Source organism: Sphingobacterium prati, assembly GCF_013167215.1.
Lineage (GTDB): Bacteria > Bacteroidota > Bacteroidia > Sphingobacteriales > Sphingobacteriaceae > Sphingobacterium > Sphingobacterium prati.
This window is the reverse complement of the sequence record NZ_JABJWY010000019.1, coordinates 1-17,435: the sequence shown is the minus strand read 5'-3', so window position 1 is coordinate 17,435 and position 17,435 is coordinate 1. Positions and strand designations below refer to the sequence as shown.

The following is a 17,435-nucleotide window of genomic DNA, read 5'->3' as shown; positions in this document are numbered from 1 at the left end:
AGTAAAGAAGCTCAATAGTAATCAATACAATAAACGCCTATCTCTATGATAAAGAATTATTTAATAACCGCAATCAGAGAATTAAGGAAAAGAAAATTCTATACCGCTATCAATATATTAGGTTTGTCGGTCAGTCTTACTGCCTCGATATTAATTATTCTCTGGGTACAGGATGAACAAAGCTTTGATAAATTCCATCCGGACTATGAGCATATCTACAAAGTCAATGCTCATTTAGATCCTGAGCACAATGGTTCTATATGGGGCACTTCTCCAGGTCCGATTGGAAACTATGCACAAAATGTACCCGAGGTGGAGTACGCAACGCGCGTTTCGCAGGATTATAATACCACACTGGTCAATGATAAGCTGAAACGTCCCGTAACAGATATGAACATCTATTATGTTGATGGTAATTTTTTCAACATGTTTCATTTCCCGTTGCAAGAGGGTTCCCTTTCAGGTTTTCAAGCAAATTACAAACAGGCGCTTATCACCCCATCGACAGCCGAAAAACTTTTTAGCACTCAGCAGGCTATCGGAAAAACTTTCCGTTATCAGAAAGATCTATTCACCGTGGCGGGTGTCCTAAAAGATATCCCCCAAAACTCCTCAATGCAGTTCGACGTCGTTATCCCACTGGGTTATCATGCACAGCGATTTACAAACTGGGGCGGTAATGGCAAATGGAAAACAATCGATGAAGATATGGGCAGTTACAGTTTTTCAACCTATATTAAGGTCAAACCCTACGCTTCAGCAGCAGTCATCGGGAAATCTGTCACAGACTCCTATACCAAAGCTCGCGACGGTGAGAATTCGACCGTATTTGTTTTAGACCCCTTAAAAAACATGCATTTAATTGCTCCTGACGGTAATAAATCGACGCTCCGCATGGTGCAGATCTTTGGGATTATTGCCATATTGCTGCTGGTCATTGGTGCGGTAAATTATGTCAATCTGAGCACCGCCAGGGCATTGGATCGGGCGAAAGATGTCGGTATCCGAAAAATAATCGGTGCCAACCGTCTCCACCTATTCCTACAGTTCCTTACAGAAACGGTTGTTGTATTCCTTTGCTCGTTGCTAATAGCTTTCATTCTTATATTGATTCTTCATACAGGATATAATCAGATCGCACAAAAATCAATCAGCTTTTCTTTCCATAATACCACAATATGGCTGTACATTGGGGCTGCAATTATAGGGACATTGGGTCTGTCCAGCATATATCCTGCGATACAACTTTCATCATTCAATCCAATCCATTCGTTAAAAGGAAAATCCGTAAAAGGTATTTCCTCAAATACGATGCGTAAAATATTGGTAGTTTTCCAATTTACGCTCTCCGTGACGCTGATTGTATGTACGTTGGTAATCAGAAACCAATTGGCCTTTATCCAAAAAATCAATCTTGGATATGACAGAGATCATGTCATGACCCTTGGTCTTCCAGAGGAAGCCTATAAACATATGGATGCGATACGAACCGAACTCAAAAACAATAACGCCATACAAGCTGTCTCCTTGTCCGGCGTTTACAATATGACGGATTTCGGAAATGCCACTGGAGATATAGAGTGGCCGGGCAAGTCCAAAGACAACAAACTGATTGTTGCACAGGCGACCATCGATAAGGATTTTATTCCTTTGATGAATATGCAATTTCTGGAAGGAAAAAACTTTACCGGCATGCCGGCTGATTCGTCTGGATATATCATCAACGAGACCTTGGCAAAACAAATGGGGTTAAAACCGCCATACGTGGGGTCCAATATGAGTTTTCATGATGTCCCGGGACAGATTATCGGTGTAGTAAAAGACTTTCACTTTAAATCCATCAAAGACAAAATAGGCCCGATGGTCTTCTGGACACGTTGGGGAGCGGGTACTTTATATGTCAAAACAAGTACGACAAAAGCTCCTGAGGCGATTAAGGCATTAGAAAAAATATATAATCGTTATCCTTCCGATACTCCTTTTAACTATACATTCATTGATCAGCAATTTGACAATTTGTATAAATCGGAGCGCCGCACCGGCCTGCTATTCAACATTTTTGCAGGTATTGCAATTTTTATATCCGCTTTGGGTTTGTTTGCGCTGGCAACTCACGAAGCACAAATGCGCATAAAGGAAATCGGAATCCGCAAGGTACTTGGAGCAAGCACCTTTGGCGTCGTCCGATTATTAGGCAAAAACTTCGTGATACTCGTTTCCATTGCCATTTTGATAGCATGCCCTATCGCGGTTTATCTAATGAAACAATGGTTGAGCAATTTTGCCTATAAAACAGATCTGGACGTACAAACATTTGTCCTGGGAAGTATTTTGGCCTTGCTGATCGCAATTATCACCGTTAGTTATCAGGCCGTTCGCGCAGCTTTGAGCAATCCAGTAGAAAGTCTAAGAGATGAATAAAAGAAGCTCAATAGTGATCAGAGAAAGTGATGGGTATCAGAAATGATCCCATTACGATCTCTACACGATTATTTCATTAACTAACAAGGGGCATTGGCCAATCTCAAAATGGTTTAAAGATGAATACATAAAATAATGAAGTACTCATAAGGCAATTACGAGAAACAGATAACTGAATAAATTAAAAAACAGCATCCATGATACAAAATTATATAAAAATAGCCTGGCGTAATATCCTTAATAATAGAGGTTATGCCACCATAAACATTGTAGGCCTTGCCATTGGCTTGGCTTGCTGTTTATTAATTGTTATTTATGTACAGAATGAACTTTCCTACGATAAATATCATGTCAACAAAGACCGCATTTTCCGCATCGTACATGACTATAGAGAAGTCGGCAGCACAGAACAACATCAAATCTGGGGAAATGCCCCAATTGGTGAGGCGCTGAAAGCCGACTTCCCTGAGATAGAGAAGATCGTTCAATTCTCTGGGCAAACGTCCATCCTACTCAAGCAAGGAGAAAATAGGTTCCAGGAAGAAAATGTATTTTTCATGGATTCTACTGCATTTGACGTGTTCAGCTGGAAAATTCTTGCTGGAAATCCACACACAGCACTAAAAAATGCGTATTCCGTAGTATTAACAGAAAGCACCGCTAAAAAATATTTCGGCGACCAGAATCCTATCGGCAAAACAATTGAAGGTGGGCTCGCTGCCGGCCGCGCAGATGCAGGTCTCTATACCGTAACTGCTGTGATGGCAGATGTACCGGCCAACTCACACTTTACCTTCGATGCTCTACTCTCAATGAGTACATTCCGAAAAGCAAGGCCAGATATCTTTGAAAATGAAGGCTGGGGCTATGTGGATTTTTACACCTATTTTCTCGCCTCAAAAGACTTTGATCCTATAAAATTCAATCAGAAGATACCTGATTTTCTCAAACGACATATCCCGGTGCAAGAAAATGCCAATTCTAGATACAGTTTCCATCTGGAGCCCATGCTTCAGGCTTATATGCATTCTACGGCAGATCGTCAACCCGGAGCAACTGGTAGCTATCAAAATTTGTATATTTTCACGATCATTGGCGGATTTATTCTGCTGATTGCCTGTGTGAACTTTATGAATCTGGCCACTTCCAGATCCATGGAACGTGCCAAGGAAGTCGGTGTTCGAAAAGCAATCGGCGCTAATAAAAGTAATCTGATTCTCCAATTTATGTCTGAATCGCTGGCTCTTGTCTTTTTCAGTGGATTATTGGCAATTGTTCTTGTACTTGCTTTTCTCCCTTTTTTAGAAGCATTTTCTGGAAAACACCTGACCTATTCATCATTATTGAACGGTACTACTTGGTCAATATTTCTTTTAGCAACAACCTTAACCGGATTTTTAGCAGCAAGTTACCCAACATTGATTTTGGCAAGCTTTAAACCAATTCAAGTCCTTAAAGGAGCTTTTAGCAACAGTAAAGGCGGGACATTGTTACGTCGGGGTCTCGTCGTTTTTCAATTCTGCCTTTCCATTGCACTGATTGCAGGTACTGTGATCGTATTTTCGCAATTGAATCAGTTGCAACAGCAAGACCTTGGATTTCAAAAAGCACAACGGCTAGTCATCGATTACAATTTTGACGAAAAAGTCAACAATAACTTAGAGGCAATCAAAAATACACTCGCAAAGGATAAAGATGTACAGTCGGTAACAGCTTCACGCACCGTCCCGGGAGCATTTTTTCCAAATGCAGGAACAGAGATTATGTCAACAGATGGAAAAATGACCAATTTCGCTCCATCACTCTACGAAGTAGATATAGACTTTATCCCAAACATGGGCATTAAGATGGCTGCGGGAAGAGCTTATTCACGTGATTTTCCAGCAGATAGCGCCCATTCACTTGTGATTAATGAAGCTGCAGCTAAATTATGGGGCTATTCAAACCCAGAAGATGTTATCGGAAAACAATTCAGACAATGGGGTAAAGAAGGTACTGTCATCGGTGTTGTTAAAGATTTTAATTACCTGTCCCTGCATCGCAAAATTGAGCCATTAGCGCTACGACTTGAGCCAAGTAGCAGCCGTTATTTGGCCATGAATCTACAAAATGTCAATCAGCAAACAATTGACCGAATTGGTAAATTATGGACTGAACTCGCCCCCCACCGTCCCTTTCTATATAGTTTCTTAGATGATAATTTTAACCGTCAATACGAAGCTGATTTTAATTTTAGAAGGCTCTTTACCGCATTTTCAGGTCTTGCCCTTTTCATTGCTTGTTTAGGTTTACTGGGACTTGTGACTTATACGGCGCAACAGCGCACCAAAGAAATCGGGGTGCGGAAGGTTCTCGGTGCATCCATCTATAATTTAGTGATGTTGCTTTCTTCCGATTTTATCCGACTATTGGTCATCGCAATCTGTATTGCCACGCCATTATCGTGGATAGCGATGAACAAATGGCTGGACAATTTTGCGTACCATATTGAGCCAAAATGGTGGATGTTTGCTTTTTCCGGATTGTCAGCTGTATTCATTGCCCTGATCACCGTTAGCTATCAAACATTTAAAGCCGCTAAAGCTAATCCAGTAGACAGTCTGCGAGACGAATAAATAGCATAATCCAGAAACAACTTCATATATAGCCAGACACAAACACATACGATCATGATCAAGAACTACATAAAGACAGCATGGCGAACCATCGGAGCTAATCGATTTTTCAGTATCCTTAATATTAGTGGACTGGCTATTGGGATCTGTGTATCGCTATTATTATTTGCCTTTATCCGACAGGAATTGAGATTTGATACCATGTATACAAAAGCCAATAATATATACCGGTTGCACATGCAGTTGTCGGCAGAATACAATCGGGAGAAGATGATCAACCTGCCCAATGCAGTAGGCCCCGCATTGAAATCAGATATTACGCAGGTGGATAATATGGTTCGTCTCGTAAAAGACGGCTACGGTGCAACAGCTTCTATACGCACCGAGAATAATAACTTCTCCGAAAAACAATTATACCTTGCAGATTCGACTCTATTCTCCATATTCGATTTCCAGTTTATTGAAGGAAATGCACGTACGGCTTTTTCGAACAAAAAGAGCATTGTCCTTTCCCAATCTTCAAAAGAAAAATTATTTGGTACACAGGAAGCACTTGGCAAACTCATTTCCATCAACCAAAGAGATACTGTACAGGTAACCGGAGTATTCAGGGATCTCCCTGCCAACAGCACCCTGGACTGTAATATGGTCATGAATATTATGGATTCATGGATGGGGCAAAATGTCTATTGGAGTAATGCCAGCTATGAGACTTATATATTACTAAAAAAAGGAGCTGATCCAACTATTGTTGCGCAAGAAGCAACTAAACTCATTGACAAATATGTCGAAAAAGATCACCGATATTTTACCGAATTTTTCTTACAACCACTATTAAAGGTACATCTTTACTCATCAAATCTCGGGGAGGGCGTCACCAAGCGTATGGGAAACATTGATACCATTCGGACGCTATCTATCCTTGCGTTTCTTGTTATCGTGATTGCGTGTATCAATTACATGAACCTAGCTACCGCAAAATCACAAAAAAATGCAAAAGAAGTAGGCGTAAACAAAGTACTTGGTGCTACCCGCAGCCAGCTCGTTGTCCGTTTCTTTGTTGAAACCGCAACGATTAGTCTATTTGCCCTAACACTAGGTGTGGTTCTCTCCGTTATTCTGATTCCGGTATTTAATGCCATTGGCAGTGCAAATATTACGATCCAAAATCTCTTGAACTGGGATATGTTAGGGATATTGGCGCTATCTTGGTTTATCATTACACTTGTTGCTGGCAGTTACCCCGCCTTATTTTTATCGAAAATCAAATCAATAGCATTGATGAATAAAGGCTATAACAAACAAGGAAAAACAGTTCTGGTCAGACAAATATTGGTCATATGCCAATTTACCATTTCGATTATCCTGATCATCGGCATTAGCGTGATGCTTACACAGATGAATTTTATCCGAAACAAAGACCTAGGCTATCAACCTGAACATGTGGTCTCTATCCCTATCCGCTCTTTCCGAAGCCAAGAAAAACTCAACGCGCTCAATCAACAGGTTCAAAGTTTGTCAAATACAGTATCCACTACATTTGCACAGTCCATACCGGGAAGTAACGAAAGTGGAAAATCAACCTATAAACTAGTTACTGATAAAAAAGGGTTACCCACCCTGAGCTGTGTCACTTATGGAAAAACAATAAAGACATTAGGCTTAAAGCTACTTGCCGGAACAGATTTACCCGATATCTGGGGAAGTCGAGACTCCACCTGCTACGTATTGATCAACGAAAAAGTTCAGAAGTTTTTAGGATATGAATCTCCCCAGGAAGCCATTGGAAAACATATTGTCACCGAGATGAGTCCGAGCAATTCGATCATCACTGGTGTTGTCAAGGATTTCAATTATTCAAACCTGAAATCTGAAATCGGAGGCTACAGCTATTATACTATGAATGATCCCTCTGAATCGCCACGGAGCTTATTGATTCGTTATAAAACAACAGATGTCCAAGGATATATCGAACAAATAAAGAAAATATATACGGCCATTGCACCTGAAGCTGCATTCGATTTTTCTTTTTTAGATCAACATGTACAAAACCAATATGAAAATGAAATCCGTTCATCCAATATCATGAGTATGTTTTCATTTCTTACCCTTTTTATTGCCTGTCTTGGTCTATTGGGATTAGCAGCCTATACCACCGAAGCCCGAAGCAAAGAAATCGGTATCCGCAAAGTTTTGGGCGCCAGTATCCCGAGCATTATCCATTTACTTTCATCAAATTATATCAAACTGATTCTTCTTGCTTTTCTTATTGCAGGACCGATCGCCTATTATCTGTTCAGTAATTGGTTAAATAATTTTGTGTATCATATTGAGATGCCTTGGTGGGCATACCTGATAGCGATATTAACAGTCGCGCTGGTCGCATTTATCACAATAGGATTTCAAACATTTAAAGCCGCGCTACTGAACCCGACAAATAGTTTAAGGGACGAATAGGTCTTCAACTATATCATCAGATTGTTTAACCATTCCAAAACTAAAAGACAATGATTGGAACCTCACTAAAAACAGCCTATCGTTTTTTGAAAAAACATAAGTTGATTACTTGCATCAATGTCATGAGCCTAGCCATTGGCATTACTGCAACACTGGTTATTTTCTTAATGGTTCAATACGACTACAGTTTTGACAGGCATGTTCCCAATCAAGAGCACGTATATCGTGTTGTCAATAACGGTGAATTCAAAAATGCAGGTGTTTATGTACCATTAGTCCGTACCATGGAGGACGAGCTGGTTAACCTCGATGCTGTAGCTCCGATCTATCGAAGCCAGGTTCAAAAGTTAAAAATCACGTCTGCAACCAACAAAATTCAGATTTTTCCAAAAGAACAACGTATTATATTAACCAATAGCCAATATTTTAATATTTTACCCCGCAAATGGCTATCCGGGAATCCACTTAGCTTAAATACAGCTGGCAATATTGTGCTGACGGAAAAGACACTGGAAAAATTCTATGGAAATGAGTCACCTGCCGATGTCATTGGCAAAACCATCGTCTATGCAGACAGTATTCCCCTGCAGGTTGTCGGCGTGGTCGAAAATGCACGGCATAACTCAGATTTCAATTTTGATAGTTTTATCTCCGAAGAAACAATTCCACAGAACAACAAGCTGAAGGAAATGTTTAATTGGGAAGCTTGGAACAGCATATCCGACTCCTATCAGGTATTGATCAAAACCAAACGGGGTACTACCCAAAAGGCTGTAGAAAGCAACATTGCAAATCTACTCAACAAGTATAAAAACAAAAATGGTAAGACATTTAAGGATAAGCTTCTCTTACAGCCTTTATCGGAGGTCCATTTTGACACGACTTTTAATTTTGGGGCTACTAAACCCGAGACACTCCGTAATCTGATATTACTTGCGATCTTTCTCCTAGCTTTAGGTGCTGTAAATTTCATCAATCTATCAACAGCTCAGTCTATTGAAAGAGCTAAGGAGGTTGGTATCCGTAAAACATTGGGCAGTTCCAAATTCACATTAATTAAACAATTCTTAGTGGAGACATTCCTGATCACACTAACAGCCACATTACTTGCAGTACTACTTTTGCCTCTGTTTTTACGGGTTTTTGAAGGATTTATCCCTCCAAATTTAAACCTAGAATTATTAGACAAAAAGGCAATCATATTATTCCTCTTTACCCAGCTTATTGTGCTCACCTTGTTGGCCGGTTTTTACCCCGCATGGGTATTGACGGGATATGCTCCGGTATTGGCCCTCAAAAATCAACTGGGAAAAAACACCAATCTTTCCCGAAGTGCATGGATACGTAAAGCACTGACCATTTTCCAATTTGTGATGGCTCAGGCTTTTCTAATTTGTGTACTCATTGTCGTTCGCCAAATCAATTACGTTACCCATAAAGATATGGGTTTTCAGAAAGATGCTATTGTCAATATCTATATTCCGGGGGCTTTCCAAAACTCCGCTAAAGGTGCCGTACTTAAAAATGAGCTAAAAAAGCTAACCGATATCAAGGCCATTAGTTTCGGGAACATCGCTCCGGCGATGAACGGCTGGATGACCACAGCAATAATTTATGATCAATCGCCAAATAAAGAATCGCTGACATTCGATAGCCGATCGGGTGATGAAAATTATTTAGATGTCTATCAAATTCCGCTTTTAGCAGGAAGAAATGTCCGTTTATTGGACTCAACAAGTGAAATGTTGATCAATAGAAAAGGCCTGGAGTTACTACATATTAAAGATCCACAAGATGCCCTAGGTAAAACCTTCGAAAATGGACAAAACATCATCGTTGGTGTAATGGAGGATTTTGACTTAGCCTCTGCCCGACAAGCGGTTAAACCTGTTCTTTATACGGGCAGCAAGGAAGGATATGTACTCCATATCGCATTGGACCAATCGCATCCCGAAAACTGGAAAAACACAATTGATAAGATAACTTCAAGCTACAAATCGGTTTTTCCGGACGACGAATTAGATCTGAGGTTTGTGGATGAAGTGATCCAAAACTTCTATACACAAGAAAAGCAGCTCTCCAAGCTCTTATCCTGGGCGGTGGGGCTTTCCATACTTATTGCTGGACTTGGTTTATTTGGACTTGCTATATTCACAGCAAACCAACGGACAAAAGAAATTGGAATACGCAAGGTTTTAGGAGCATCAGTTTTCCAGATCACATTTTTACTGCTTAGAAACCTACTTTCGCTAGTTGCAGTAGCCTGTTTGGTTGCCTTTCCAATTGCTTATTATTTTATGCAAAGCTGGCTCAATGACTTTGTTTACCGAACAACAATCAGTCCCTGGATTTTTGGACTTTCTGCCGTAGGATTAATTGCATTTGCGAGTCTCGTCCTTTCAACCAAAAGTGTCTTTGCAGCAAAAGCAAATCCAATAAATAGTTTAAGGGACGAATAGATTTCACTAACAAAGTAATTTCAGCAACACACCGAAATAAGAAACACAAACCTCAAACATGGCCATGATTAAATTATTTTTAAAAACAGCTCTTAGAAATTTAAAGCGGAGTCCCCTTAATACGACAATAAATATTTTGGGATTAGCATTAGGCTTTACTGTTGCCCTAGTAAGTACATTATGGATCTTGAAACAATTCTCATTTGATAAGCATTACAGCAATTATAAAAACATTTACCAGGTAATGATAACGGGCACTTTCAATGACGAGAAGTCTACAGATCGCTCCACCCCAATTCCATTGGCTAAAACAATTGCTTCCGATTTCAACAATGAGATGCCAGATGCGACCTTGGTCAGCAATATGGAAAGCAATAACATCAAAGTAGGCGATAAAAAGCTTAATGCTCCAGGACTTTATGCTATGGGAAAATTTTCCGACTTATTTTCTCTTGAATCCCTGCAAGGCGATAGTGCTACTCCCATCAGCCCATCCACAATCATTATCTCCGAATCCTTGGCAAAACGACTATTCGACAAGACCGATGTCATTGGAAAGACTATCCAATTGAATGGGGAGGAACAATATAATATTCAAGGTGTTTATAAAGATATTCCCGAAAACAATACGTTTTATGGACTGGACTATGTACTTCCATTTGTAGATTATCTTGATAGAAATAAGGGAATAGAAGAAAGCTGGTCCAACTGCTATTTTAGCACTTTTGCAAGGATCGACAATCCTACACTTGTTCCTTCGCTGGAAAATAAACTGACAAATATTATCAATAAAAAACTGACGGATATAAAGCCCGAGGTTCTATTACACCCCATGTCCAAATGGCATCTTTATGATGCTTTCAAAAATGGCAAAAACATCGGGGGAAGGATTCAGTATGTCTGGATGTTTACCTGGATCAGTGTATTTATTATCCTATTGGCCAGTATCAACTTTATCAATCTAAGTACAGCGAGAAGCTTGAAAAGAGGAAAAGAAATTGGCGTTTTAAAATCTGTTGGTGTAAATCGTCGACAACTGATCGCTGGCTTTCTAGTTGAATCGACTCTAGCGGTATCTTGCGCATTTTTGATCGCGGTGCTCTTTGCGACATTATTCCTTCCCTGGGTAAATACCATCACCCATACCACTTTACACATTCCATTTGATCGCATACAATTCTACTTATACTCCTTTTTGGGGATTCTCACTATCGGAGTTCTGGCCGGGCTCTATCCTGCACTTTTTTTATCCTCTTTCAATCCAATCCTTGCCCTTAAAGGAAAGATGAACATAGGCAAAAATAGATTCAGCGCCAGAAAAGGAATGGTTGTCGTGCAGTTTGCAATTTCTATTTTTTTGATGATTGCAACATATCTAGTTATAAAACAACTGCATTATACAAAAGATCGTCCCATTGGCTACAAAAGTTCAAATCTTGTCAACATCAACAGTAATAGTGAATTAATTTCCAAAAACTTTGAGGTCCTGAGAAAAGTACTAATTGATCAACGCCTGATTCAGGACGCATCACTCGCATCGAATTATGTCAATCACCTTTCCTTAACTGGTGGTGGCTTTAACTGGCAAGGTAATGAAACAAAGGAAGGGTCAATTATGGGAATTTTCACCGTGGACGAAAACTTTGCCAGCACTGTACACTGGAATTTTCTGAAGGGAAGAAATTTCTCCAAGGATTTCAGAACAGATTCTACGGGAGTGATTATCAACGAAGCCGCGGCCAAATTTATGGGGGTTACCGAGCTGACGAGCAAGCAATTGTCCAAGAGAGGAGTCAACTATACTATTATCGGTATTATACAGAATACGTTATCTGAATCGCCGTTTAAGTCTATTACGCCAACGGCCTATTTTCTTGATTTTCTGCCAAAAAATAAAATAACACTTCGACTGAATGAACAGCAAGACATCAGTCAGACGATGAAAGCAATCGCACAACAATTCAATCGCTTTGATCCGGATCTGATTTTTGATTATGCATTTACGGATAAAGAATATGCCAAACAATTTGAACAGATGGAAATGATTAAAAGCCTGACTAGCACCTTCACAGGTCTCGCGATATTAATTTCTTGTCTTGGATTGTATGCTCTGGTCGCATTTCTAACGGAGCAACGTGAAAAAGAAATCGGTATCCGAAAGGTGCTTGGGGCCTCAGAAATTGGCTTATGGAAATTATTATCCATCGAATATGTCTGGTTGACATGGATTGCTTTTCTAGTTGCAGCTCCCCTGGCCTATCTGTTAATGGAAACATGGCTCGACAATTATGTCTATCGTATTACAATTACCTGGACTGTATTTACCCTTACCGGATTAACTGCACTTGGAATCACTTTAATAACGGTCAGCTATCATGCTATCAAAGCAGCATTAGCCAATCCAGCGATAACATTAAGAAACGAGTAACCAGATGTTCGGCGACGGACAGCAAACTGTCCGTTTCCGAACATGCATCAGATTTAAAAAAATAATTAACAACTAATAATCAGTAACTTACACTTATGGCAAACGAATTGAAATAGCTATTGCTATTGTGGCATGACCAGCATATGGCAATCTATCTGGATAAATGCCTTTGCGAGCCATAAATATGGAAGAGTCAAAAACTTAATAGGATGATAAAGAATTACCTTAAAATTGCCTGGCGAAATCTTTGGAAAAACAAAAGCTATTCCATTATTAATATCATTGGACTTTCCATCGGCATGACTGCTGTACTGATTATCGGAATATGGGTAAAAAATCAACTGCAGTTTGACAATTTTTATGGCAACAAAGAGAGCCTGTATAAGATTTGGAATAAATATCAAAATGATGACGGAAAAATAAATCTGATGGACGTTACCTCAGGACGAGCAGCGCCTGCTCTTGTAGAAGACTATCCAGAAGTCGAACATGCTGCGCGTATGTATTGGAGTACCACTAGACTGATATCATTTGATGACAAAAAAATCAAATCCAAAGGAAATGAAGTCGATCCAGATTTTATCCGGATGTTTGATTTCAAACTCCTTAAAGGAAATGATGAGCAAGCTTTACAGGAAACAAAAAACATTATTCTTACGGAAAGCTTGGCTAAAAGCATATTTGGTGACATAGATCCCTTAGATAAAACGATCACACTCGATAATAAGGAGCCTTATAAAGTCTCTGCCGTTATGGAGGATCTTCCGAGCAATACAAATTTCGATTTCAGCTATTTAATTCCCTTGGTGAAAGCCGAAGAGTATTCTCCAAACTGGAATACGATTTCATTCGCAACATATGTTCAATTAAAAAAAGGAACAGATATCGACGCTTTTAATAATAAGCTTATCGATATCATTAAGAAAAAGACCAACAGTGAATTGGGAGGATCACTATTTCTATATCCGGTATCCAAAATGCACCTGCATTCGAAATTTGAACAAGGTATTCCAGTTGGCGGAAAGATCGATCAGGTTAAACTTGTCGCCGGAATCGGCCTATTAATTCTATTGATTGCTTGTATCAATTTTATCAATCTCAGCACAGCACGCAGCCAAAAAAGGGCAAAAGAGGTCGCTATACGCAAAGTTGTGGGGGCACAGCGTTTCAACTTAATTACACAATTTCTTACAGAGTCCCTACTCTTGGCCATGATCTCAGGTGTATTTGCTGTTACATTGGCAACATTTGCCCTGCCGTTATTCAATAAAATCTTTGATAAGCCTTTAACATTTTCATTGTCAGACCCAACAATCTGGCTCACCTTGATCGGATTTACTTTTGTGACAGGCTTGCTGTCGGGCATATACCCAGCATTCGTATTGTCAGCTTTTAAACCAATAAAATCATTAAAAATATTTAGTCCTTCAAAAAAGATCCCATTGAGTTTTCGTGAATTATTGGTGATTTTTCAATTTGGTATTGCTATTATACTTATTATAGCCACTATCGTTGTCAGACGGCAAATTGAACATGCAGGACAGCGTGACGTAGGCTATAATACCGCCCAGTTGATAGAGATCGGCATGGAAGGTGATATGGGGAAAAATTATGAAGCGATCAAATCAGAACTGATCAATAATGGAGTTGCTATCGCCGTCACAAGGATAGGATCATCAATCACAGGTAGTTCTGGAAATTCCTGGGGTGGTTTTTCTTGGGCTGGAGCTACTCCTGAGCAAGAGAAAAAAATGGGCTTTAATCTGGGAAGAGCTGAAAGTGACTTTGTCCAAACTCTCGGATTAAAGCTCGTCGCAGGACGTGACATCAACTATTCGAGATTAGCTGCTGATAGTACTGCTGCATTGCTGAATGAAGCTGCCGTCAAAGAAATGAAATTGGAAAATCCTATCGGAAGCTTTCTCAAATGGGGAGACAACACCTATACCATCGTCGGCGTAATAAAAGACTATATCAGCGGTTCTCCTTATAATCCGGTAACACCTATGCTTATATACGCGAATAAGACATCGCTATTTAATCTAATTATCCGTACAAATGCCACAGATTCGATGAGCGATCAGCTCAAAAAAATCGAACAAATTATTAAAAAATTCAATCCCGCATATCCTTTCGAGTATCAGTTTGTCGATCAAAAATTTGCAGCTAAATTCAAAGACCAACAACAAACAGCCCAACTAGCATTCATTTTTTCGGGCTTGGCCATTTTTATCTCCTGCTTAGGCTTATTCGGGCTAGCCTCTTACATTGCCGAACTAAGGACCAAAGAAATTGGTATACGTAAGGTTCTCGGCGCCTCTGTCAGCGGGATTACCACAATGCTCTCCAAAGACTTTATCAAATTGGTCATTATTTCCATCATCCTGGCTTCGCCGATCGCCTGGTGGGCAATGAATAAGTGGCTACAAGATTTCTCCTATCGGATCGAAATACAGTGGTGGATTTTTGCGTTAGCAGGTATTGCGGCTGTATTGGTCGCCTTCGTGACAGTAAGTTCGCAAGCGATTAGAGCGGCAAATCACAATCCAGTGAAAACATTAAGGGACGAATAATTAACGATTATAAAGAGGCATCGGCACAACCAATTGATAAAATTGAGGGATACCAAAGCTTCAAAACGAACGACGCAAAACGAAAACCATGATAAGGAACTATATCAAAATTGCATGGCGCAACCTGATGAAAAGCAAATCCTTCTCTTTGATCAATATCATAGGGTTGGCAATCGGAATGGCAGGAGCATTACTTATTGCGCTTTGGTTGCAAAATATGTTGACCATGGACCGTTTCCATGAAAAGGGCAACCGTATTTACTCCTTAAACAATCGCGATGAATTTCGGGGAGATAAATCGGCTTGGTCTTATACGCCAAAAATATTGGCTCCTTCCTTGGCTGCCGATTTTCCGGATATTGAAGAGTTTACAAGGTACAATGAGGGGTATCAATTTTTAACGACATTTAAAGAAAAAAAATTGATTGCGAATACTGTTTTTGTAGATCCCGGCTTCTTCAAGATGTTCTCCTTCCCATTTATCAAAGGCGATCAGAATGTTAGATTTGATAATCCAAAAGGACTTGTCCTCACTGAAAGTTATGCGAAGGCGCTGTTTGGCGATCTGGATCCCATTGGAAAATCAGTTAGAATAGATTCGGTTAATCAAGTCGCTGTACAGGCTGTCCTCAAAGATCTTCCCAGCAATTCGAGTTTTAAATTTGACATCCTCCTTCCCTTTGAATATGCTAAAACAATTGGTTACGTAGACGACAACTGGAGCAATAACTCAATAAGCACGTATGTTTTATTAAAAGAAAGCACCTCTTTAACAGCATTTAACGACAAAATCAGGACTTACCTGAGAGATCATATCAATACAAGCAATAAGGCCGAGGGCCGCCTCTCTCCTAGGAATACAGGTGAGATTTTTGCCTTTCCTTATCCAGATTCTTTCCTTTACAATAGTGGTAAGGGAGGAAATTATACATCAGGGCGTATTGACATCGTCAAGCTGTTTGCCTGGATCGGCATTTTTATTCTATTGGTTGCTAGCATCAATTTTATGAATCTGAGTACAGCACGTTCTGAACGGCGGGCAAAAGAGGTTGGTGTACGCAAGGTAATCGGTGCAAATAAAACAAGCCTAATGGCGCAGTTCCTTATTGAAAGCATCCTCATCAGCATGATTGGGATGGTTCTGGCAACTATACTCGTTGTCATTGTGCTGCCATTCTTTAATGAGCTCGTCGGAAAACAGCTCAGTCTTTCTTTATTAAATGTACAGACTTGGTTGTTTTTAATCGTCTTTGCGTTATTTACTGGGATTTTAGCAGGTACCTATCCAGCCTTTTTCCTTTCCTCTTTTCAGCCTATCAAAACCTTGAAAGGAAAATTTGTATCCAAGACAAGGGGACTCAGCATTCGCTCAATCTTAGTGGTTATCCAGTTTAGCCTAGCTATAATACTGATTATCGCCACAGTCATTGTGGCAAAACAGATCCAATATACCAAACAACGTGACCGTGGCTATAATGAAAATGGCCTGCTTTACAGCAGCATAAAAGGCGATCTGGAAAAGAATTATAAAATTCTGCGAGACGAATTATTGGCCAGCAACGCGGTTGTTTCTGTATCAAAGAACATGTCGCCCGTAACAGATTTTTACAGCAATGGTTGGGGATTCACATCTGGCACACCGACCGAAGAAGACAAACGAATTTCTTACAACCGTTTTAGTACCGATGCTGATGCTGTAAAAAACCTTGGTCTTACGCTCATCCAAGGTCGCGATATCGATATCTATAAATTTGCCACGGACAGTACCGCTTTGATTTTAAATGAATCTGCAGTAAAAAGCCTGCATCTCAAAAACCCGATAAACAGCATTGTCGATGGTGATGGTACTAAATGGACTGTGGTTGGAGTAATCAAAGATTTTATCATTGGATCACCTTTTGGCGATAATAAGCCAATGGTAATATTAGGACCGCAGGCCTGGTTTACAACGATTCATTACCGATTGAATACGAACAATAATATCTCGGACAACCTGAAAACAATTGAATCAATCTTTAAAAAGTTCAATCCTGATTATCCCTTTGAGTACCAATTTATTGATAAGACTTACGAAGAAAAATTCAAAGAAACAAAAGCCATAGGCACACTGGCCATGGTCTTTGCCGGCTTGACCATCTTTATTTCCTGTCTTGGTCTGCTCGCTTTGATTGCATATATGGCTGAAACACGTATGAAAGAAATTGCGGTCCGCAAAGTCCTCGGAGCAAGTGTGACACAAGTAACTTCATTGCTGTCCGTAGACTTTATTAAATTAGTGCTTATTGCCATTCTGATAGCCTCACCGATCGCTTGGTGGGTAATGGATAAATGGTTGCAGAATTATAGCTACCGCATCCAGATTCAATGGTATTATTTCGTTATCGCGGGGTTAATGGCCATATTAATCAGTATGGCAACCATAAGCTATCAAGCCATTAAGGCAGGACTTAGCAATCCGGTCGATAGTCTTCGGGATGAATAA

At 39.9% G+C, this 17,435-nt stretch carries 7 protein-coding genes; all 7 read left to right on the top strand.

Annotated elements, in window-relative coordinates; genetic code table 11:
• Window positions 1–45: 45 nt before the first annotated feature.
• The 7 genes from HPC41_RS05760 to HPC41_RS05730 all read left to right on the top strand — a co-directional run bounded on the left by HPC41_RS05760 (window position 46) and on the right by HPC41_RS05730 (window position 17,435).
• Entirely contained in the window at window positions 46–2,421 is a 2,376-nt protein-coding gene (locus HPC41_RS05760) for an ABC transporter permease (RefSeq protein WP_172393099.1), read from the top strand.
• Between the two features lie 197 nt (window positions 2,422–2,618).
• Window positions 2,619–5,036, top strand: a complete 2,418-nt coding sequence (locus tag HPC41_RS05755; protein WP_172393098.1) for an ABC transporter permease — start codon at window positions 2,619–2,621, stop codon at window positions 5,034–5,036.
• A 54-nt stretch (window positions 5,037–5,090) separates the two neighbouring features.
• Complete coding sequence (locus HPC41_RS05750) at window positions 5,091–7,493, top strand: ABC transporter permease (RefSeq protein WP_172393097.1); 2,403 nt, start codon at window positions 5,091–5,093, stop codon at window positions 7,491–7,493.
• Between the two features lie 50 nt (window positions 7,494–7,543).
• Window positions 7,544–9,952, top strand: coding sequence for an ABC transporter permease (locus tag HPC41_RS05745; protein ID WP_172393096.1), 2,409 nt, complete (start codon window positions 7,544–7,546; stop codon window positions 9,950–9,952).
• A 64-nt stretch (window positions 9,953–10,016) separates the two neighbouring features.
• A complete protein-coding gene (locus HPC41_RS05740; protein ID WP_172393095.1) occupies window positions 10,017–12,380 on the top strand; it encodes an ABC transporter permease in 2,364 nt (787 codons plus the stop codon).
• A 209-nt stretch (window positions 12,381–12,589) separates the two neighbouring features.
• On the top strand, window positions 12,590–14,953 hold the full coding sequence (locus HPC41_RS05735; protein WP_172393094.1) for an ABC transporter permease: 2,364 nt from the start codon (window positions 12,590–12,592) through the stop codon (window positions 14,951–14,953).
• 88 nt (window positions 14,954–15,041) lie between these two features.
• Window positions 15,042–17,435, top strand: a complete 2,394-nt coding sequence (locus HPC41_RS05730) for an ABC transporter permease (RefSeq protein WP_172393093.1) — start codon at window positions 15,042–15,044, stop codon at window positions 17,433–17,435.